Raw genomic sequence first — 20,188 nt, forward strand, 5'->3', positions numbered from 1 at the left:
AATAACACTCAATACAAAAACAAGCTCGGACGTAATGAATGTTAGAATCGCTCGCCGAGAGAGCCGCCGGAGGGACATCGGAAGGGGAAACCCAGCCCGAAACCGCTATCCTGGACAATGGTCGGGGTAGGGGAGCCTATGTCCTCGTCTGCGAGCACGCCTCCAACTTCGTTCCTGCGCGTTATGGCAAGCTCGGCCTGTCCGACGCCGACCTGCAACGCCATATCGCCTGGGATCCCGGTGCCCTCGGGGTTGCCCGTGCGATGGCACGCGAACTCGATGCGCCGCTGGTCTCCTGCGCCGTCAGCCGCCTCGTGATCGACTGCAACCGCGATCCTTCGGTCTTCGATGCCATTGCCCTGAAGAGCGAGGACACGGTCATTCCCGGCAATGTGGATCTCAGCGAGGTCGAGCGCGCGCGGCGGGTGCATGAGGTTTATGAACCCTTCCATGCCGGCGTTGCCGCCGCGGTGGTGGCCAAGCGGCTGGACGGACCGGCCGCCGTCATCGGTATTCACAGCTTCACGCCGGTCTATAACGGCACCCAGCGCCCCTGGCATGTCGGCATTCTCTTCGATCGCGACGAGAGCCTGTCGGGACCGATGATTACAGCTCTGCGCGAGGACCCGGATCTCGTGGTCGGGGTCAACGAGCCCTACAGCCCGGGGGATCGCGTCTATCACACGCTCGATCGCCATGGCCAAAGCCAGGGCCTTCCCAGCGTGATGATCGAAATCCGCAACGATCTCCTGGCGACGCCGAAACAGCAGGAAGAATGGGGCATGAAACTTGCTACCATCTTGAAGCAGATCGGCCTGCCGGGGGACGATTCGCCAAAATGAGAGAGCCGGAGCGCCGGCCGGAAACGACAGCAGTGTGAAAGGCAATATCCATCGGTCCAATGGCTATCGGTCCAATGTCGACCGATCCTGGACCATAAGTCGGGGGACTTTCTATGAGTGGATCGACTGACGAGGACGTCAAAGTCCTCCATTCCATGGGGTACGCGCAGGAATTGGCGCGCCGCATGGGCGGCTTTTCGAATTTTGCGATTTCCTTTTCCATCATCTGCATCCTGGCGGGCGGCATCACCTCGTTTCCGCTGGCAATGGGGACCGGCTCCGGCTTCGAGGCGACGATCGGCTGGGTCATCGGCGGTGTCTTCGCCCTTGTTGTCGCGGCCTGTCTCGGGCAGATCGGTTCGGCCTATCCCACGGCGGGCGGCCTCTATCACTGGTCCTCGATTCTCGGCGGTCGCGGTTGGGGCTGGGCAACGGCGTGGATCAACCTTCTCGGTCTGATCTTCGTGGTCGCATCGGTCAATGTCGGCGTCTGGCTGCTGTTCAGGGACCTGGTGCTTTCGGGCGTCTTCCATGTCGACGTAACGGCTTGGACCGCTGTCACCACCGACCCGCTGCCGTCGGGCATGACGGCCGAACAGGCAACGGCAATCAACAGTTCTGCCTATACCGCGCAGGTCGTTGCGGTTAGCCTGATCACGCTGGCCCAGGCCTTGATCAACCATTTCGGCATCAAGCTCACCACGTTGCTGACCGACTTCTCGGGCTATCTCATCCTGGTGATTGCCGTGGTGCTGACCCTGACTTTCCTGGGTTGGGGCGCCGGTTGGGACTTTTCGCGTCTCACCACCTTCGTGAACAATACGGGTGATCCGGGCGGCAATTACGTGCCCGAGGCACGGCCTGCCTTCATCGCCTTCCTGGTCGGCCTGCTCTACCCGCTCTACACCATCACCGGCTTCGATGCCTCGGCGCACACCTCCGAGGAAACCCAGAATGCCCGCGTGGCCGTGCCTAGAGGCATGATCCATTCGGTGTTCTGGTCGCTGGTGTTCGGCTTTGCGATGGCGGTGTCCTTCGTGCTGGCCAGCCCGGACCTGGCCCAGACCGCCAAGGACGGCGGCGCCGGCTGGTTCAACCTGTTCAACAACCTGCCCGCGCCGGGCCTGCTCAAGGACATCCTGGCCATCGGCATCGTGCTGGCCAATTTCATCTGTGCCCTGGCCGGCCTGACCTCGACCTCGCGCATGATCTATGCCTTTGCCCGTGACGGCGGCCTGCCGGCTTCCGGCATCTGGAAGGGCGTGAGCCCGACCTGGCGCACCCCGGTGGCGGCGATCTGGCTCGGAGCGGTGCTCTCGGTCGCCGCGACGCTCTATTCGCCGGCCTTCGCGGCGCTTGCAGCGGGCTGCGCGCTGTTCCTCTATGTCTCCTATGCCATGCCGATCGCTGCCGGCCTGTTGGCGGAGGGCAAGACCTGGACCGAGTTCGGACCCTTCCGCCTCGGCATCTGGTCCAAACCTCTCGGCGCGATCGCCGTGCTCGGCGTGCTCGTCCTGATGTATGCCGGCATCCAGCCGCCCTTCGATATCCTGATCAACTATGCCATCGGCCTGCTGGTGTTGCTGCTGGTGTTGTGGTTCGGCATCGAGGCGCGCCGGTTCAAGGGCCCGCCGATCGGCGGTGACATCGCCAGGCGCGCCAGCGAGATCGCCGAGGCCGAGAAGGCGGTCGGCCAGAGCACCTAAACACGACGACAGCCGGCCCTGGTCGCAGCCGGGGCCGGCCAATCCAGTGCACCGAACCATCCACCAAGAATAATCTAGAGAGACGGAACTAGCGGATCATGGCGAACCCAGCGAGACCAACCAATGCGGCCGAGGCGATCGCCTATGTGCGCGAGCACGGATTTTCCGATGTGAAAGTCGGTGTCTTCGACATAGACGGCGTCTTCCGCGGCAAATACATGGCTCGCGAGAAGTTCGAGAGTGCTCTCGAAAAGGGCTTCGGCTTCTGCAACGTGGTGCTCGGCTGGGATTCCAACGACCAGCTCTATGACAACACCTCGTTCGCCGGTTGGCACAATGGCTATCGCGATGCCGAGGCCCGCTTCCTGCCCGAGACCATGCGCGTCATCCCGCTGGAAGACGGCATGCCGCTCTTCATCGGCGAATTTGCGGGTGAGGCCGAGAGCTATTGTCCGCGCGGCACGCTGCGCCGGGTGCTCAAGCGTGCCGCCGACATGGGCTACAAGGTCTCGGCCGCCGCGGAGTTCGAGTTCTTCGTCTTCGACGAGACCCCGCACAGCGTGCGCGAGAAGCGCTTCCGCAATCTGAACAACATCACGCCTGGCTTTTTCGGCTACTCCATGCTGCGCGCCGGCGTGCATGCCGATTTCTACCAGGATCTCCTGCAGATGTGCCGGGAGATGGACATGGAGATCGAGGGGCTGCACACCGAGACCGGCCCCGGTGTGCTCGAGGCAGCGCTCAAGGTCGATGAGGCCCTGGCCATGGCCGACAAGGCCGCCCTGTTCAAGACCTATACCAAGATCCTGGCGCAGAAGCGCGGCTGGATGGCGACCTTCATGGCCAAGTGGTCGCATGATTGGCCGGGCCAATCGGGGCATCTGCACGCCTCGCTCTCCCATCTGAAGACGGGCAAAGGGGCATTCTACGATCCCTCCAAGCCGCATGCGATGTCGGACGAGATGCGCTGGTTCGTTGGTGGCCAGCAGGCGCTGATGCCCGAATTGCTGGCGATGATCGCCTGCACGGTGAATTCCTACACCCGGCTGATCCCGGGCTTCTGGGCCCCGACCGATGCAAGCTGGGGCGTGGAGAACCGCACCTGCGCCCTGCGCGTCATTCCCGGCTCCGAAAAGTCCCAGCGGGTCGAGTATCGCGTGGCCGCTGCCGACATCAATCCCTACATCGCGCTGGCGGCGGCGATCGGATCGGGCCTGTGGGGCATCGAGAACCGTATCGAGCCCGACGCGCCCGTGCAGGGCTCGGCCTATGACAAGAAATTCCCGAAGGCGAGGCAGCTGCCGCGCTCGCTGTGGGACGCGGCGCAGCGCCTCAAGGCTTCCAAGGCGGCGCGGTCCTTGTTCGGCGATGCCTTCGTCGAGCACTATGCCGCCACCCGCGAATGGGAGGAGCGTGAATTCCGCCGGACGATTTCGGATTGGCAGCTGGAACGCTATTTCGAAATCATCTAGATGTGATCACAAAGACAGGTCATCCCGGACGCATTGCAGCATGAAATGATGCGATGCAGATCCGGGACCGCCCGTCAGTTATGTCTCATTCGGCTGGCGGTCCCGGATCTGCGAAGCGACTCTTCGCGCCGCATCGCGTCCGGGACGACCAGCATTTTCGAGGTTCTCAATCATGTCCGACATCGTCTGTATCTCTCCCATCGACGGCAAGGAGCTGGTGCGTCGCCCGGCCGCCAGTGCCGCCGAGATCGACGCGGCGCTGGCCGCGGCCCGCAAGGCCCAGAAGGAATGGCGCCGGCTCTCCATCGAGGAGCGTAGCGCCTATGTCCTGAAGTTCCTCGACGCCATGCTGGCGATGAACCAGGAAGTCGTGCCCGAACTCGCCCAGCAGATGGGCCGGCCGGTACGCTATGGCGGCGAATTCCGCGGCTTCGAGGAGCGCGTGCGCTACATGGTGCGCATCGCCAAGGACAGCCTGGCTCCCACCATCCCCGACGATGACCGCCCCGGCTTCAAGCGCATGATCAAGCGCGAGCCGCTCGGCCTGGTCTTCGTGGTGGCGCCCTGGAACTACCCCTTCATGACCGCGGTCAACACGGTCGCCCCGGCGCTGATCGCCGGCAACGCCGTGATCCTCAAGCATGCGGCGCAGACCATCCTGGTGGGAGAGCGCTTCCAGAAGGCGATGGACGCGGCAGGCCTGCCCAAGGGGGTTTTCCAGAACCTGGTGCTCACCCATGAGCAGACCAGCGACATCCTGGCCAAGGGGCTGGTCGACCACACCAACTTCACCGGTTCCGTCGCAGGCGGCCGCGCCATCGAGAAGGCCGCTGCCGGCACCTTCATGACGCTGGCACTCGAACTCGGCGGCAAAGACCCAGCCTATGTGCGCGCCGACGCCAATGTCGAGCATGCGATCGAAAACCTGGTGGACGGTGCCTTCTTCAATTCGGGCCAGTGCTGCTGCGGCATCGAGCGCATCTATGTGCATGAGAGCCATTACGATCGCTTCGTCGACGGCTTCACCAGTCTCACCAGCCAATATGTGCTCGGCAACCCGCTCGAGGAGGGGACGACGCTCGGCCCGATGGCCAATGTCCGCTTCGCCGACTGGGTGCGCAAGCAGACGGCCGAGGCCCTTGCCAAGGGCGCCAAGGCCCATATCGATACGTCGAAGTTTGCGGCCAACGCCACCGGCACGGCCTATCTCGCCCCGCAGGTTCTCACCAATGTCGACCATTCGATGTCGGTGATGATGGAAGAGAGCTTCGGTCCCGTCGTCGGCATCATGAAGGTGAAGTCCGACGAAGAGGCCGTCGCCCTGATGAATGACTCGCCCTATGGCCTCACGGCGGCGATCTGGACCCAGGACCTCGACGCGGCCGAGCGTATCGGTGGCGAGATCGAGACGGGCACCATCTTCATGAACCGTTGCGATTATCTCGACCCCGGCCTGACCTGGACCGGCGTGAAGGATACCGGCCGCGGCACAGGCCTGTCGCGGCTCGGCTATGACTCGCTGACCCAACCCAAGAGCTATCACTTGCGCAACCTGTGATCGGAGGGCGGGTCTTCAGACCCGCCTTCATCTCGCCAATGGCGGCTCTGAAGACCCGCCCCCATTTTCTGGACCCTGCCCATGACCACCACGTCTCCCCGCGCCAATTGGAGCTACCCCACCGCCATCCGTTTCGGCGCCGGCCGCATCTCGGAACTGGCGGAAGCCTGCAAGAGCGCCGGCATCACCGCGCCGCTGCTGGTGACCGATCCCTTCCTCGCCACCCAGAAGATGACCAAGGACGCGCTGGAGAGTCTGAGGGCGGCCGGGCTGCATGCCGCCATCTTTTCGGACGTGAAGCCGAATCCGGTCGAATCGAACGTCTATGCGGGCCTGGAAGTGCTGCGCAAGGGCGGGCATGACGGCGTCGTCGCATTCGGTGGGGGCTCCGGTCTCGATGCCGGCAAGGTCATCGCCTTCATGGCCGGCCAGAAGCGGCCGATGTGGGACTTCGAGGATATCGGCGACTGGTGGACCCGGGCCGATCCCAGCGGCATCGTGCCGATCGTCGCCGTGCCGACCACGGCCGGCACCGGTTCGGAAGTCGGCCGGGCAGGGGTGATCACCCAGGAGAAGACCCACACCAAGAAGGTGATCTTCCACCCCCTGATGATGCCCAAGGTGGTGATCTGCGATCCCGAGCTCACGGTGGGCATGCCCAAGCACATCACCGCCGGTACGGGTCTCGATGCGCTGGCCCATTGCCTGGAAGCCTATTGCTCGCCCTTCTATCATCCGATGGCCGAGGGCATGGCGGTGGAGGGCGTGCGCCTGGTCAAGGAGTTCCTCCCGCGTGCCTATAAGGACGGCACGGATCTCGAAGCCCGTGCCCACATGATGTCGGCGGCGGCGATCGGCGCCACCGCTTTCCAGAAGGGGCTCGGGGCCATCCACGCGCTCTCCCATCCGGTTGGCGCGCTTTACGACACCCATCACGGCCTGACCAATGCGGTGTTCATGCCCTATGTCATCGCCTTCAACAAAAAGGCGGTGAAGGAGAAGATCGAGCGCCTCGCCGCCTATATCGGGCTGAAGCCGCGCTATTCGGCCTTCCTCGACTGGACGCTGGCGCTGCGCGAGGAACTCGGCGTGCCGCATACCCTCGCCGGCCTCAAGGTCGACGACCAGAAATTCGACCTGATGTCGAAGATGGCTCCGAAGGATCCGACCGCCGGCGGCAATCCCGTCACGCTCACCAAGGCCGGTGCCCTCAAGCTCTATCGCAAGACGCTGGAAGGGGCTATCTAGCCTGATCTGATGGTGCTCGGCCGGGGCGGCGACAACTTCCCGCCTTAGCGACGAAGCGCTGGCAATCGTGCAGCAAAGCGCGTCATTCGCATGCGCTTTGCCTTTGGCGTGACGGGATAGCCGATCCCGAGGCGCTATGTTTGAAACTGTCATGCCGAGCAAGCCCGATCATTACGACCGCCTCGCAGCCTTGCCCTTGTGGGACGGTGCCATCGTTGTCGAGCCGATTGCGGGCGGGCTGACCAATCGAAATCTTTTGGTTACTGCACGGCACGGTCGCTTCGTGGCTCGCATTGCCGGCGACAATCCGGCGCACGATATCGATCGCGCGGCCGAGCAAGCTGCCACGCGCGCCGCGGCGGCATGCGGGCTCGGACCCGATCTGGTCTGGGCGGAACCCGGGCTGATGATTCTGCGCCATATCGAAGGGCGCATGCTCGACAGTGCGAATCTCCGCGACCGGGCAAAGCTCCGACAAGTTCTGGCGTTGCTGAACAGGATTCGACGCACCTTGCCGGAGCACTATCGGGGACCCTTACGCGATAGGTACCCGCTCGCCATCCTGGATGGTTACCTCCGCAGGCTGTCTGCCGAACCCAATCGTTGGCAGCAAGTCATCGATCGCTACCGGCCGTTGCTCGACAAGCTGGCGGCGCAGCTTGCCGGCATGCCTGCCGGCTTTGCCCATAACGATGTGCATGGCGATAACATCATCGACGATGGCCAACGCCTTTGGCTGGTCGATTGGGAATATGCCGGGCAGGGCCAGTCCCTGGTCGATCTCGCCAGCTTCTTCAACAATGCCGGCCTGGATGGCGGGATGGCTCCTATCTGCCTTGCCGATTGGCTAGGGCGTCCGCCGACGGCAGAAGAGATGCAGGGCTTCATGGCCATGCGTCTGGCGGCGGCTATGCGTGACCTGTTCTGGGGCTATGCTCAGGACGGCCTGGTGGCAAGTCGGCCGGGCAAACTCGACGGCTATATCGCCATCAACGAAAATCGGGTGCGCGTTGCTGCCGCAGGCCTTTGATCGTCCGCAGGCCTGCCCCTGACAGGGGGCTTTCGACGTCTTCCAAGCAAGTCGATAGTTCTGCTCTTGCCGTTTTCTTCATTCGTAAGAAGGTCGCGGGGGTGGTGTCAATTTACCGCTTCACTATTAAGTGATGTCCGCGTGAGATCAATGTTTTAGCGTTGTACGATGAAGTTTATTTCGCTATCTCTTTGTAAATATATTTGATTCTTTGTGTTTAGATATCGGGGATAGAGCAGTTTATATAATTCAACTTTTGGTTGAGGTGCTGAATTGTTCAAAATTTCGAAGTTATTTTAGAGTTATATTGTAGACGGTGTTGCGATGAAAAAGCCAAGTATTCTTATCGCCTGTGTCTGTGGAAACCGTTTTGTCGACATCGATGCCGTGCGCTCTTTCCTCAGCATCGCCCTGGACTTGAAGGAACGGAAGGTCGAGGTCGACTTTCTCGGGCAGTCTGGCATTCCACATCTGGAGCATGCGCGGAATGCGGTCGTCAGCTATTTTCTCGAAGGCCGCAGCGACTATCTTCTTTGTCTGGATTCGGACATGGAGATATTGCCCAAGACGATCGGACGCTTGCTCCAGTTCAGCCAACTCCACGACAAGCCGTTCACGGCCGCGCCCTATGTGTCGAAGGGCTACGACAATGAGAAGACCAGCAGGGTTTTCGCCCGCGACCTTGAAGATTTTCACGCTGCCGCGTCGCGCTGGAACGTCATGTTCGAGGATCCGCAGGCGCTGACGGGGCAGGGGCGGCTGGAGGTGCGCAACGGCTTTGCGCGCGCCATACGTGTCGGGGCCGGCGCCATGTTGTGCCGCCGCGACATGTTGGAGACGATGGTCGCCCGTTGTCGGGATCAAGGCTATTCCTATCATAATGTGCCGTTCCGCCTGTTTCCGTTGTTCAACATCCCGGTGGTGAACGGCGAGGCGATCGGCGAGGACTATGCCTTTTGCGATCGATGGCGCGCGTGCGGCGGCGAGCTTTGGGTCGATACCACGGCGACCATCCGGCACAATGGCCATCATTCCTATCGGGGCAATCTGGCCGAGACGCTCGACCTGCGCAGACGTGCTTTGCCCCAGGTCTAGCTCAACTCCCAAATAGACACACTCTCGCCGTTGGTTCGATTCTCGGTCATGGGCGCTGCAGCTCGACTGGCTTGGGCTCCATGCTCTCGGAGTTCTGGGTCGAAGGTCGGTTGGTTTTTCTGAGTTCTTTATCGAGGCGGGTTCGTCATCGGTCGATCCGCCGATTCGTCCAGGTGGAGCGCCGGGATGGGCAAAGGGCATCCAGCGCCCTGCCGGCCATGCTTACAATCCTTCAGCAGCGCTTTTCCCGATCAGATGCACGTAAAAGGTGCGTTATGAATTTTTCATAACTTTAAGTATATATATTATTCATTATAGCAACCAAACTTATACGTGCAATAAATCTGGTTTAATTTTGGCCAATTCAAGAACGATTTCGTTTCTAATGTGGGTTGATTGGGTGAAAATATTGCAACCTTAAATTGATATTTTGGCGCCTAGACTCTCAATTTCGGAAAAAGTTGTGTCTTTTGGGTGACATGTCTTGGGCAAAACGATGTGAATACCTTGGCTCGGGTCGTTTTCGCGTTGTGGAAAGGTGGCACCTGCCGCACTGTCACTGTCAACGATTCACGCAATGGGTCGTCTCCGGGCCGCCGCCAGAGGTTGGGGCCGGGGTCTCGCGAGCCGGTCGGAGAGGTCAAGTTTCCGACCGAGTAAAAATGTCTTGGAGGTCATCTCATGACGATGAAGTCAGTTCTTCTCGGCGCCGCCGCCGGTATCGCCGCCATCGGCGCTGCCCAGGCCGCCGATCTGCCCATGACCAAGGGCGAAGCCGTTGAATATGTGAAGGTCTGCTCGGCCTTCGGCGAAGGCTTTTTCTATATCCCCGGTACCGACACCTGCCTGAAGATCGGTGGTGAAATCCGCGCCAAGTATTATGCTTTCGGCGGCACCGGTTACAACCGCAACGACAACCGTTCGGCTTTCGACACCCAGGCCCGCGTCTGGTTCGATGCCCGCACCGAGACCGACTGGGGTCTGCTGCGTTCCTACTTCCAGATCAATGCTGACTCCAACAGGCTGGTGGGCCGTGGCGGTGGTGACGGCCGGCGTAACGATTTCACCATCGACAAGGCCTTTATCCAGTTCGGTGGTTTGACGGCTGGTTACGCGCATTCGTTCTTCGGCTTCTACGACAACGAATATGGCGATACCCTTGAGGGTAACTACTACGCCCAGACCAAGACCGTTAACCTGCTCGCCTATACCGCCCAGTTCGGCGGCGGGTTCAGCGCCACGCTGTCGATCGAAGACGGTCGTGACCATCGCGTCGAGGGAACTCGCGATCCTGTCCCGGTTGGAAATCCAGCTGTTCTTTACGGCTACCGTGAAGGTGGCCAGCAGGTTCCTGACGTGGTCGCCCAGCTGCGTTGGGATCAGTCTTGGGGATCGCTCGCTGTTCAGGCAGCAGGTCATCAGTCTCGTTCGGGGACCGATTATAGCATCGACACGAATGATGATGGTATTGCCGATACGAACGTTGTTGTTCGCCGCAGCAACAAGTATGGCTACGCCGTCGGTGCCACCGGCTTGATCAAGATCCCCGCGATCGATGGCTGGTTCGTTGTGGAAGGCCAGTATGCTGATGGTGCCCTTGACTATCTCGGCGCTGGCAACACCTTCGTGGCCCAGTCTGATCGCTTCGTGAACGCCGCGGGCCGAGTCGATGCCGGTAAGGGCTGGTCGATCACGGGTGAACTGGGCGGACACATCACGCCGCAGTTGCAGGCCGTTCTGGTCGGCAGCTATATCGACACCACGTTCGACAGGTTCTCCGATCTGGGTGACTATGGCATCAAGGAGTTCACCATTAGCGGCAACCTGACCTACACGGTCGTTAAGGGTCTGAAGGTCGCCGGTGAAGTTGGCTATACACACGGTAAGGTCGATCACGGTGCGATTGATACCCTGCCGGGTCGTGACAGCTATAACAATTGGCTGGCAGGCATGCGCATTACGCGCCAGTTCTGATCATTCAGTTCAAATATTCGAGGAAAGGCCCGGCGAAAGCCGGGCCTTTCTTTTTTGAGCGAGACACTTAGATCGCCTTGCGGGTTTGAGGCATCGATCGATCCTCTTTTGCAATGACCGACATATGTTAGTTGCCCCCTGTCACCTGTCATAGGCATGGGCTGACCAGTTGCGGACCGCTTAGGCATAGGCTCAGGCACAGGTGACCGTCAGAGGTGCTGGGACGATACTGCCTATTGTCTATTCGGGACGATGATGTCGTAGGTCCCGTCGCCGGTCTTGCAATGTGAGCCGAGTGCCACTTTGCGATCACGCCAGGCCGGTGTGCCCATTCCAATCTTCACCGCCAATGCCAATGGGTAACAGGCCCCGGCATAGCCTGCACCTGAGCGGCTGAGCGGCACGGGCGACCCCAGTCCCAAAACGGACCCGTTCAGCGAATGGGGCGTTCGCAATGGCCGATTCCTTCGAACGAGTTGCGCCTGAATCACGCCTCAAGCCATCGTGCGAAGGTAGGCAATTCGACGGCGATGATTCCATGTCGATGTCTCCCGAAGGGAGAAAATCGATCGGAATTGCCGCTCCGAACAGGTGCAAAGCGATTTTGTTGCCCTCGAACTTCCGGAAGCGCCGCCGGCGGACAACTGGCTGTCGACCCTGGCCTCTTGCATTGAAATTGTGTCGTCCGGGCATGAAGACAGCCAGGAAAGCCCGGATTTTCGCTGAAATCGTACCCAATTGTGGCGAAAATGCTGCGTGTGTCCTTTTTGCTACACAGCTTTGCCAAAATGTTACGACCCTAGGTTGTTGGGTGTAATCGCTATTGTACAACCAGAGGCAGTGAAGCAATGTCATGACAACGATTCACTCGATGGGTCGTGTCCGGATTGCAAGTTTAACGTGTGATCGGGGTCTCGCGAGTCGATCGGAGCACCAAGCGGCGCTTTCGATCAAATAATAACTGTCTTGGAGGTCATCTAATGACGATGAAGTCCCTTCTCCTCGGCGCCGCTGCTGGTATTGCCGCCATCGGCACTGCCCAGGCTGCTGATCTGCCCATGACCAAGGGCGAAGCTGTTGAATATGTGAAGGTCTGCTCGGCTTTCGGTCCCGGCTTCTTCTACATTCCGGGCAGCGACACCTGCCTCAAGATCGGCGGCGAAATCCGCGCCGACTACCGCGTCTTCGGTGGTGATCGCCCGGCTCTCCTGGGTGCGAGCCGCGATTTCGATCGCAACGACAATCGCTCGGCCTTCAACACCCAGGCTCGTATCTGGTTTGATGCCCGCACCGAGACCGAATGGGGTCTGCTGCGCTCCTACTTCCAGATCAACGCTGACTCGCATCCGATCAGCTCTGGTGGCCGCAACAGCACCTATAACGGCAACACCTTCTCGATCGACAAGGCCTTCATCCAGTTTGGTGGCCTGACGGCTGGTTATGCCCACTCGTTCTTCGGCTTCTACGACAATGACTACGGCAGCACGATCTGGGCGCCCTATTACGCCGAGAGCAACACCGTCAACCTGATCGCCTACACCGCCCAGTTCGGTGGTGGCTTCCAGGCTACCCTGTCGATCGAAGATGGCCGTGACCATCGCGCCGACTCGAGCAACTACCGCACGATCGACGGCAACCTGGTTGGTTATACCTCGGGCGGCCAGCAATATCCTGACGTCGTCGCTCAGCTGCGCTGGGATCAGTCCTGGGGCGCAATCGCGGTGCAGGGCGCTCTTCATCAGGCGCGTTCGGGTGAGAACTTCTTCGTCGACACCGATGATGACCCGACGACCGATCCCGAAGAGGTCACTGTCCGTCACACCAACAAGCTCGGTTACGCCATCGGCGCCACTGGCTTGATCAAGCTGCCCTTCATCGACGGTGGCCACTTCGTCGTGGAAGGTCAGTATGCCAACGGCGCTACCGATTATCTCGGCGCCGGCAACAGCATCCTGGGCTCGCGCGATCGCTTCCTCAACACCTCCGGCCGGTTCTCCAGCGGCAAGGGTTGGTCGATCGTGGCGGAACTCGGCGGCAACATCACGCCGGTTCTCAACGCGAACTTGGTCGGCAGCTACATCGACACCAAGTATGACCGCTTCCTGGCTACGGACGCAGGGGCTGTTGCTGACTACGGTATCAAGGAATTCACGATCGCAGGTAACCTCACCTACACCATCGTGAAGGGTCTGACGATCGGCGCCGAAGTCTCCTACACCCGCGTTCAGCAGGACAATGGTATTGCGATTGTTGACGACGAGGACACCGTCACCGGCTTCCGCGACGACAAGGCTAATGTCTGGCAGGCTGGTGTCCGCCTGAAGCGCGTGTTCTGATCGTTTTCGATCTCGCACAAAAAAAGGCCCAGCTGCGTAAGCAGCTGGGTTTTTTATTTGCTACTGCCGAAATATGTGGGTTGCATTGAGATAGCGGGAATGACGCGATATCGCCCGCATGGTTCAAATTTTTTTGAATTCAAGCCAAAGAATAGAATGCATTTATCCCAGAATACACGCCCGCATTAATTGTTCCTAGGCATTGTGGGTGGCGTGCCCTGGCGCACGGCTTGCTCATGCAAAGAAGATTATTCATTTCATAGTCTGTGCTGCAGGAAAAATTCTGCCATGTGATGCAAGAGTTTTTTCTCACTCCCTGGCGGATATTCAAGTCCGGTAGGTGAGGTCGAAAGCAGGTTCATTGTCGCATTGATCTCAAAGATCAGCAGATTACCATCTTCTGTGAGATCAAAATCCATTCCAAAAATCTCAAGCGGCATCGAGTCTGCAATCGTTCGAAGCTGGTCGTAGATATTACTGCCCAGTTCTCGTTCCGGATCGAGGACGATACGATTGGCAATCTCCAACAGATGCGGGTTCTCATGATAGAAAGCCTGCTGGCCCGGAGTTCGACGGGCTCGCACGTTCCAATGGTCGCTATAGTCGGCACGGACGATGACGGGTTGCTTGTTGACGAAAGCCGTACGCAATGCGCGGAACCTGCCGTCAGCATGGTGGGTCTGGACATAGGTGATTGCGTAAAACTGTAGGCCGTCTAGCTTATCGAGGGCTTTACGAAGCTCCTGTCTATCGCCGATGCGCCAGGTACCCACGCCCATCTGCTGGAAGACGGTACGAATGATGAGAGGGTAACCAAAGCGGTTCTCGATATCCTCGATCAGAGCGGGCCTCTGCTCCCTGTCGCTTTGATAACGGTGGACTTTCGGGAAAACGATGCCGGGGATATTGGCGAAGCGCTCCGAATTCTTCTGGCGTGTCGCCTGCACGGCAAGCTTGGGATGATTGATCACCTTGATGCCAAGGCTGTCCTCCAGAGCGCTGACGCGCTGCAGCGTGTCCTCTACCATCAATTGTTCGGCATTGACGACATTGTTCAGTGCCAGAGCCGGGCGTGGCATGCCACGCAATGCATTGGCGGCAGTCGGGGAGTCCGCCAGGATGGACATGAAGCGGAAACGATCGGCGAAGACCTGTGCCAGTTGCGAAGGGAAGTTGCCACTATAATGGTGATCATAGGGCTCCCGGAAATCGGCGATGAATTCGGGCGAGCGGTTGAATACGGCAAGCACGAATTGCTGGGAGGGGGCGGCTTCGGCGAGCAGGATGGGCATGCTGGCAACGAAGCGCTGACTGCTTTGGCCGCAGGCGGTACGATCATTACGCTCATGGGCAAGTGCGGCGCGAACCGCATGCAGGTTGGGTAACTCTTCTCCTGGACCGAAATCCCGGTCCAGCGCGACGAAGGCTTCATCATTGCGGCCGGCATCGTGCAGCATCTCGGCGATCAGCAGTGCAAATTCGACGTCCTCTCCCATCGTGGACAGGAGGGGGAATCCAGTCGCGAGAGCCCGGTTGGCAAGGCCGATATCTTTGAGGGCGCTGACAAGGCTGACGATGGTACCGTGCTCGACGGCGTCCGGAACGCGCCCTGAGGGCCAGGTGCATGGTGAATAGGTCTCGGCAGCTGCCTTTGCTTCTTCCTGTCGGGCAGATTCGATCAGAAGACCCAGGAGATTATTGAGGTTGCGGTAGGCGAGGGGAACAGACCTCCGATCCAGCAGGCTGAGGCGGAGCAACCGTTCGGCCTCATCGAGATGCCCGACCTGTTCGTTGGCGACGCCGAGGAGACCAAGAATATCCGCACTGTCGGGTTGGTGGGTGAGAAGCGCCGTGTATGCTGCAATTGCCTGTTCGATCTGCCCGTTACGGTGCAAGGCAAGGGCCTTGTCTCGATCAGTATGGGACGGAGCGGACATTGAGCGCCTCAAGCTGAGAAACAGATGACGGCTACCCTAAAGGGCAAAATGGTGGGGCGGAACTACCCCAAAGCTCAACAATCGAAGAAGGGCTCTGATGTCACGCCTCTCTAACGCGCTTAAGGCAGAATCGCCTTGACGTTGCGGCGTGCTCTTTTTGCAACGCGCCGTCTCAATAGTCGGTCTATGGAAGCTTGACCTGCGACATTTCGTTGAGTTGCCTGCGCTTTTGCCGCACTCTGCAGCTGGAGGTTGCGCGGTTGGGGATGGGCCGCCACCTTGGGGAAAAACGATGAAGGCAGTGGCGATCGGCCTTGCCGGTGCAATCTTGGGGGCTGGTGCTGCCCATGCGCAGGATTTGCCGGTTGGCAAGGGCGCGCCAGACAGCTATCTCCAGGCCTGCGTCGACATGGGTGTGGGGTTCTGGCAGCTGCCGGGCAGCGATACCTGCGTGAAGATCAGCGGCGAAGTGCGGGCCGACTATGTCGTGAGCCGCCAACGAATGCGTGAGGATGACTTCAGCGGGTTTGTCACCCGCGGCCAGATCGGTTTCGACGCCCGCACCGATACCGATTACGGCCTGCTTCGTTCCTTCTTCCTGATCGACGCCTATGTCGGCCCGAGGACGAGCACCGAATTCGTGATCGACAAGGCCTTTCTGCAGTTTGGCGGGCTGACGGCCGGCTATGCCCATAGTTTCTTCGGCATCTATGACCTCGACTATGGCAATGATCTCCTGCAGCCCTATTTCGGCTATGCCGCCACCACCAACCTCATCGCTTATACGCAGGAATTCGGCGGCGGCCTTTCGGCGACATTATCGCTCGAGGATGCGCGCGGCACGCGCAGCGACGTGCTGAATTTCTTCGGTTTTCCCGAACCGCGACGCCCTGCCGGCGGAACCGCGATGCCCGACATCGTCGGCAATGTCCGCCTCGATCGCGATTGGGGCACGCTGGCCGTATTCGGCGCTGGCCACCAGCTCCGATATCCCGGGCCGCCGCAGATCGGCGGTTCCGACTATGGCTATGCCGTCGGCGCAGCCTTCGGTCTCAACTTGCCGATACGCTCCGGCGCCCATATCGCCGTGGAGGGAACCTACGCCAATGGGGCCTCTGCCTATCTCGGCTGGCAGCAGATCGATGCCGCCTATGAGAATTTCAGTGGGCGCAAGGATATTGGCCGTGGCTGGACGGTTACCGGCGAGGCGGGCATCAACATCACGCCCGCGCTAACCCTGAATCTGCTCGGTTCCTACCTCGACTACAGCGCAGCGACCACGCGGGACTATGTCAATCCGGCGGCGCCGGATGTGAGAGGATGGGTTGCAGGCGGCAACGCCGTCTATACCGTAACCCGCGGTCTCTCCTTCGGCATCGAGGGGTTCTATTCATCCTATCGGGCCAAGGGCGGGCAGGACTTCTTTCCCTATGAGGAGGACATCCGAGGCTGGACCGGGGTGCTGCGCGTTCGCCGGACGTTCTGAGCCGGGAATTTATTCCAAGCCTCGAAGATGCAGGCGCCTACGAGACCCGACTGCATCGAAATTCTGGATTTAAAATCAAAGGTTTGGCGAAAATCACGAAACGGTACGGAGGGGCGTTTCCAAAGCCTCTCGGTATCACCGGCTCTTGCCACGAAGATCGGCCTCGATCAGCAAGGTGCTCGTGGTATCGAGGCGCGAGCGGTAGACCTGCACGTTTTCCAGCACGCGCTGCACGTAATTGCGCGTCTCCGTGTAGGGGATGCGCTCGACCCAGTCGATCGGGTCGACCTTCGGATCGCGCGGGTCGCCATAGGCCTTCACCCATTCGGCAACCTTGCCGGGACCGGCATTGTAGGCGGCAAAGGTCATGATGTAGGAGCCGCGGAAGCGACCGATCAGATCGCCCAGGTGAGCCTCGCCCAAGCGTGCATTATAGACCGGATCGCTGGTCAGCTTCTTGGCATCGAAGGCGATGCCGGCGAGGCGCGCGGTCGCCTTGGCGGTCGAAGGCATCACCTGCATCAGTCCACGGGCGCCGGCACTGCTGACGACCTCGTGCCCGAACTCGCTCTCCTGCCGGGCTATGCCGTAGACCACGGCGCGTTCGACATTGCCCGAACTCTCGAAGCCGGGAATGGCGCCGATCGGAAAGGCGATCGCATCGAGCGGCAGGCCACGCTGCGTGGCCGACTTGCCGACCGTGAGGGCCGTCTTGGTGTCCAGATTGTCGAGAGCAATCTGGCCGAGCAGGGCCAGTTGCTGGCTGTCCTGCAACTGTCGACCCATGTCGGCGACGAGAATACGAGCATAGTCACGCTTGCCGAGCGTGTAGAGCTGGTTGATGGCACGCACTGCCAGAAGGTCCTCGAAGGCCGCGCGGCTGGCGGGCGTGGCCTCGGGGAGAGCATTCAGGTCGAGCGTCCGCAGCCCCAAGCGAGCCCGGGCGATCTGGCCGTAATAGGTGATGGGGTAGCGCGCGGCTGCCTGGTAGAACCCGGTCGCCCCGGACTTGTCGCCGGCTGCTTCGGCAGCGCGGCCTTGCCAGTACGCACCACGCGCAACCGAGATCGGCCGCTGGGAATCGGCGCTCAGATTGGCAAAATGCCGGGCGGCACTGCGAGGATCGTTCAGGAAGCGCAGGGCGATCCATCCGCAATGGAACTCGGCCTCCATGCGGGTCGTATCGCTTTCGGCGGTAAAGCCGGCGACCACGGCATAGGCGGTACGGGCATCCCCCTGATCGAGCAAGGCACGGGCTATCAGGCGTCGCTCCGTCCACCACTGGTCGGGACGCACCAGTGCGGCGGCGTCGCGGGGGGCCTTCAGCAACAGGGCGGCGGCATCACGCGGCTTCTTCTGGCGCCTGAGATAGGCAATGCGGGCGAAGACGTAGGCCGGGTCGGTGGAAACATTCGCGGCCAGCAGGGCGCCCGCATTCCTGGCCTGCCTGGCCACGGCAATGCGCTGCTTGGCAAGCGTCACCACATCCGGGCCGGCACGGGCCGCAACGCGCAAGCCATCGTCATAACTGCCGTCATAGATCAGGCGATCGGCGCGATATTTATGGTCGGCGGATGAAAGCAGGGCGCCGTAGTCGCGCAGGATATCGCCCTCGAGTTGGCCGGACAGACTGTCATTGCGATAGGCGTCGCGAATGAGGGCGGTTGCGCCCGCCGGGTCGCCGTCGCGCTGCAGCACGGCGGCGAGGGCGACCTTACCTTCGTCGGTCTCGGGCTGGGACGAGGCGAAGAAGGCTCGCACCGTGTCGGCATCGGCTCCCTCATTGTAGAGAGCCTCTTCGCCGCGCCGCCGGATCAAGCCATTGCCGGGCCAGCTCGGATAAGTGGCGAGGAAGGCCTTGATTCGGGCGAGGCCGATATGGCGGGCGGCGCTGCGGATGGCGATCCATTCTGCTGCGGCCTGGCTGGCCGGATCGGTCAGCGACCGGGCGAGGGTGTCGCCGCCGGAGCGGTCGCTGCCCTCATAGGCGGCAATCACCTGGCGCAGGACGTCGAGCTGGTTCACCAGCGGCGGAGGAACGATGATCGAACCGGTGATTTCGGTGTCGGGGCGGGCCGAGACCGCCGGGGGAGCGGCATCCGTGCGCAGCGCGACCGTACGAGGCGGGTGCGTCAGGGTGGCATCGCCAGGCCGCGTGACCGGGGCGGCAAGCGCGCCGGTCAACACCGCGACGAAGAGGGATGTACCCGTCATGAACCGCAAGAGCATTGCCGCCACGCCAATCCAGGTGATCCGGTTTGGCGATTGTCGCGTCCTCTGATTGACGAACCGTGAATGACGACGGAATGCCGCATTCTCGCCATCAGTGAGGCACGAGGAAAAGGTGATTTTCAAGGCCCGAAGGCGGCGGATTCGGGGCTGCTGCCTTAAAAAGTGGCAATCTGGAGCCGACTCATTCCATTAACCAGAGCGATGCGAAGATCATCTCGTTGAAATGGGGTGTTTTCGGCCCCCAATCGGCGCCTATGCTCTTTTCGTGACGGGGTGGCTCGTATATGTCTGGCGCCCGGCTGAGATCATCAGGGCAGCCATCCGATCGGAATCCGTGGAGTTGAGATGATGTCGAAGGCAAAGTTCAGAGGGTCGCTCACCGCTTTGGTGACGCCGTTCCGCGACGGCGCCATCGACGAGAAAGGTTTTCGCGACCTGATCGACTGGCAGATCGCAGAAGGCACCAGCGGCCTGGTGCCGGTGGGCACTACGGGCGAAAGCCCGACGCTCAGCCATGCCGAGCATCACAGGGCGGTGGAGATCTGTATTTCCCAGGCGAATGGCCGCGTGCCCGTGATTGCCGGCGCCGGCTCGAACAATACCGTCGAGGCCATCGATCTGGCGCGTCATGCCGAAAAGGCCGGCGCCGATGCCGTGCTGGTGGTAACGCCCTACTACAACAAGCCGACGCAGGAAGGGCTCTACCAGCACTTCAAGGCCGTCAACGACGCCATCGGCATTCCGATCTTCATCTACAACATTCCGCCGCGTTCGGTGGTCGACATGTCGGTGGAGACGATGAAGCGCCTCTACGAGCTCAAGAATATCGTCGGGGTGAAGGATGCCACCGGCAATCTTGCCCGCGTGTCGCAGCAACGCCAGCAACTCGGACCGGATTTCATCCAGCTCTCCGGCGAGGACATGACGGCTCTCGCCTTCAACGCGGCCGGTGGCCAGGGCTGCATCTCGGTGGTTTCCAACATCGCGCCGCGGCTGTGTGCGGACTTGCAGGAGGCGACGCTGCGCGGGGATTACGCCTCAGCCCTTGAAATTCAGGACCGCCTGGTCCCACTTCATGGGGCAACCTTCCTGGAGCCGGGGCTTGCCGGGGCCAAATGCGGCCTGGCCATGCTGGGGCGCCTGAAGGAAGAGGTACGCTTGCCGCTGCTGCCGGTGACGGATGGCGCGCGTACCCAGATCCGGCAGGCGATGGTGCATGCCGGGTTGCTCAATTGAAACTCTGAAGCGGGGGAGGCAATCCCTCTCCGTCCG

At 60.8% G+C, this 20,188-nt stretch carries 13 protein-coding genes; 11 read left to right on the forward strand and 2 right to left on the reverse strand.

Features of this window, described 5'->3' with window-relative positions:
• Positions 1-38 precede the first annotated feature (38 nt).
• From QM672_RS28430 to QM672_RS28470, 9 genes are all read left to right on the forward strand, one after another.
• Positions 39-842, forward strand: coding sequence for an N-formylglutamate amidohydrolase (locus QM672_RS28430; protein ID WP_311934415.1), 804 nt, complete (start codon positions 39-41; stop codon positions 840-842).
• Positions 843-955: 113 nt separating this feature from the next.
• A complete protein-coding gene (locus QM672_RS28435; protein ID WP_311934416.1) occupies positions 956-2,548 on the forward strand; it encodes an amino acid permease in 1,593 nt (530 codons plus the stop codon).
• A 98-nt stretch (positions 2,549-2,646) separates the two neighbouring features.
• Positions 2,647-4,020, forward strand: coding sequence for a glutamine synthetase (locus tag QM672_RS28440; protein ID WP_311934417.1), 1,374 nt, complete (start codon positions 2,647-2,649; stop codon positions 4,018-4,020).
• Positions 4,021-4,192: 172 nt separating this feature from the next.
• On the forward strand, positions 4,193-5,578 hold the full coding sequence (locus QM672_RS28445; RefSeq protein WP_415086641.1) for an aldehyde dehydrogenase family protein: 1,386 nt from the start codon (positions 4,193-4,195) through the stop codon (positions 5,576-5,578).
• An 81-nt stretch (positions 5,579-5,659) separates the two neighbouring features.
• The gene (locus tag QM672_RS28450; protein WP_367625725.1) at positions 5,660-6,826 is read left to right on the forward strand and encodes an iron-containing alcohol dehydrogenase; all 1,167 of its coding nucleotides are present in this window, start codon (positions 5,660-5,662) and stop codon (positions 6,824-6,826) included.
• Positions 6,827-6,977: 151 nt separating this feature from the next.
• Positions 6,978-7,856, forward strand: a complete 879-nt coding sequence (locus tag QM672_RS28455; RefSeq protein ID WP_415086643.1) for a phosphotransferase — start codon at positions 6,978-6,980, stop codon at positions 7,854-7,856.
• Positions 7,857-8,180: 324 nt separating this feature from the next.
• Entirely contained in the window at positions 8,181-8,951 is a 771-nt protein-coding gene (locus QM672_RS28460) for a hypothetical protein (protein WP_415086645.1), read from the forward strand.
• 681 nt (positions 8,952-9,632) lie between these two features.
• On the forward strand, positions 9,633-10,925 hold the full coding sequence (locus tag QM672_RS28465; RefSeq protein WP_415086647.1) for a porin: 1,293 nt from the start codon (positions 9,633-9,635) through the stop codon (positions 10,923-10,925).
• Between the two features lie 980 nt (positions 10,926-11,905).
• On the forward strand, positions 11,906-13,261 hold the full coding sequence (locus tag QM672_RS28470) for a porin (protein WP_311934423.1): 1,356 nt from the start codon (positions 11,906-11,908) through the stop codon (positions 13,259-13,261).
• A gap of 257 nt (positions 13,262-13,518) precedes the next feature.
• Here the strand turns inward: QM672_RS28470 and QM672_RS28475 are convergent, their stop codons facing one another.
• A complete protein-coding gene (locus QM672_RS28475; RefSeq protein ID WP_415086649.1) occupies positions 13,519-15,198 on the reverse strand; it encodes a tetratricopeptide repeat protein in 1,680 nt (559 codons plus the stop codon).
• A 292-nt stretch (positions 15,199-15,490) separates the two neighbouring features.
• Here QM672_RS28475 and QM672_RS28480 point away from each other — a divergent pair, with 292 nt between their 5' ends.
• Positions 15,491-16,684 (forward strand): porin, encoded by a 1,194-nt coding sequence (locus tag QM672_RS28480; RefSeq protein ID WP_415086651.1) that lies wholly within the window; start codon positions 15,491-15,493, stop codon positions 16,682-16,684.
• A 135-nt stretch (positions 16,685-16,819) separates the two neighbouring features.
• On the opposite strand, the gene QM672_RS28485 is transcribed toward QM672_RS28480, so the two are convergent.
• The gene (locus QM672_RS28485; protein ID WP_376717643.1) at positions 16,820-17,857 is read right to left on the reverse strand and encodes a transglycosylase SLT domain-containing protein; all 1,038 of its coding nucleotides are present in this window, start codon (positions 17,855-17,857) and stop codon (positions 16,820-16,822) included.
• 1,404 nt (positions 17,858-19,261) lie between these two features.
• Between QM672_RS28485 and dapA the strand changes: the two genes are divergently transcribed.
• The gene (gene dapA / locus QM672_RS28490; protein WP_311934427.1) at positions 19,262-20,152 is read left to right on the forward strand and encodes a 4-hydroxy-tetrahydrodipicolinate synthase; all 891 of its coding nucleotides are present in this window, start codon (positions 19,262-19,264) and stop codon (positions 20,150-20,152) included.
• Positions 20,153-20,188: the final 36 nt, after the last annotated feature.

The organism is Labrys sp. (in: a-proteobacteria) (assembly GCF_047605565.1).
Lineage (GTDB): Bacteria > Pseudomonadota > Alphaproteobacteria > Rhizobiales > Labraceae > Labrys > Labrys neptuniae.

Coding starts and splice junctions, on each gene's coding strand:
- dapA (WP_311934427.1), top strand. CDS start 19,262: ATGATGTCGAAGGCAAAGTTCAGAGGGTCGCTCACCGCTTTGGTGACG.
- QM672_RS28485 (WP_376717643.1), bottom strand. CDS start 17,857: ATGGAGGCCGAGTTCCATTGCGGATGGATCGCCCTGCGCTTCCTGAAC.
- QM672_RS28430 (WP_311934415.1), top strand. CDS start 39: ATGTTAGAATCGCTCGCCGAGAGAGCCGCCGGAGGGACATCGGAAGGG.
- QM672_RS28435 (WP_311934416.1), top strand. CDS start 956: ATGAGTGGATCGACTGACGAGGACGTCAAAGTCCTCCATTCCATGGGG.
- QM672_RS28445 (WP_415086641.1), top strand. CDS start 4,193: ATGTCCGACATCGTCTGTATCTCTCCCATCGACGGCAAGGAGCTGGTG.
- QM672_RS28460 (WP_415086645.1), top strand. CDS start 8,181: ATGAAAAAGCCAAGTATTCTTATCGCCTGTGTCTGTGGAAACCGTTTT.
- QM672_RS28470 (WP_311934423.1), top strand. CDS start 11,906: ATGACGATGAAGTCCCTTCTCCTCGGCGCCGCTGCTGGTATTGCCGCC.
- QM672_RS28475 (WP_415086649.1), bottom strand. CDS start 15,198: ATGTCCGCTCCGTCCCATACTGATCGAGACAAGGCCCTTGCCTTGCAC.
- QM672_RS28455 (WP_415086643.1), top strand. CDS start 6,978: ATGCCGAGCAAGCCCGATCATTACGACCGCCTCGCAGCCTTGCCCTTG.
- QM672_RS28450 (WP_367625725.1), top strand. CDS start 5,660: ATGACCACCACGTCTCCCCGCGCCAATTGGAGCTACCCCACCGCCATC.
- QM672_RS28480 (WP_415086651.1), top strand. CDS start 15,491: ATGAAGGCAGTGGCGATCGGCCTTGCCGGTGCAATCTTGGGGGCTGGT.
- QM672_RS28465 (WP_415086647.1), top strand. CDS start 9,633: ATGACGATGAAGTCAGTTCTTCTCGGCGCCGCCGCCGGTATCGCCGCC.
- QM672_RS28440 (WP_311934417.1), top strand. CDS start 2,647: ATGGCGAACCCAGCGAGACCAACCAATGCGGCCGAGGCGATCGCCTAT.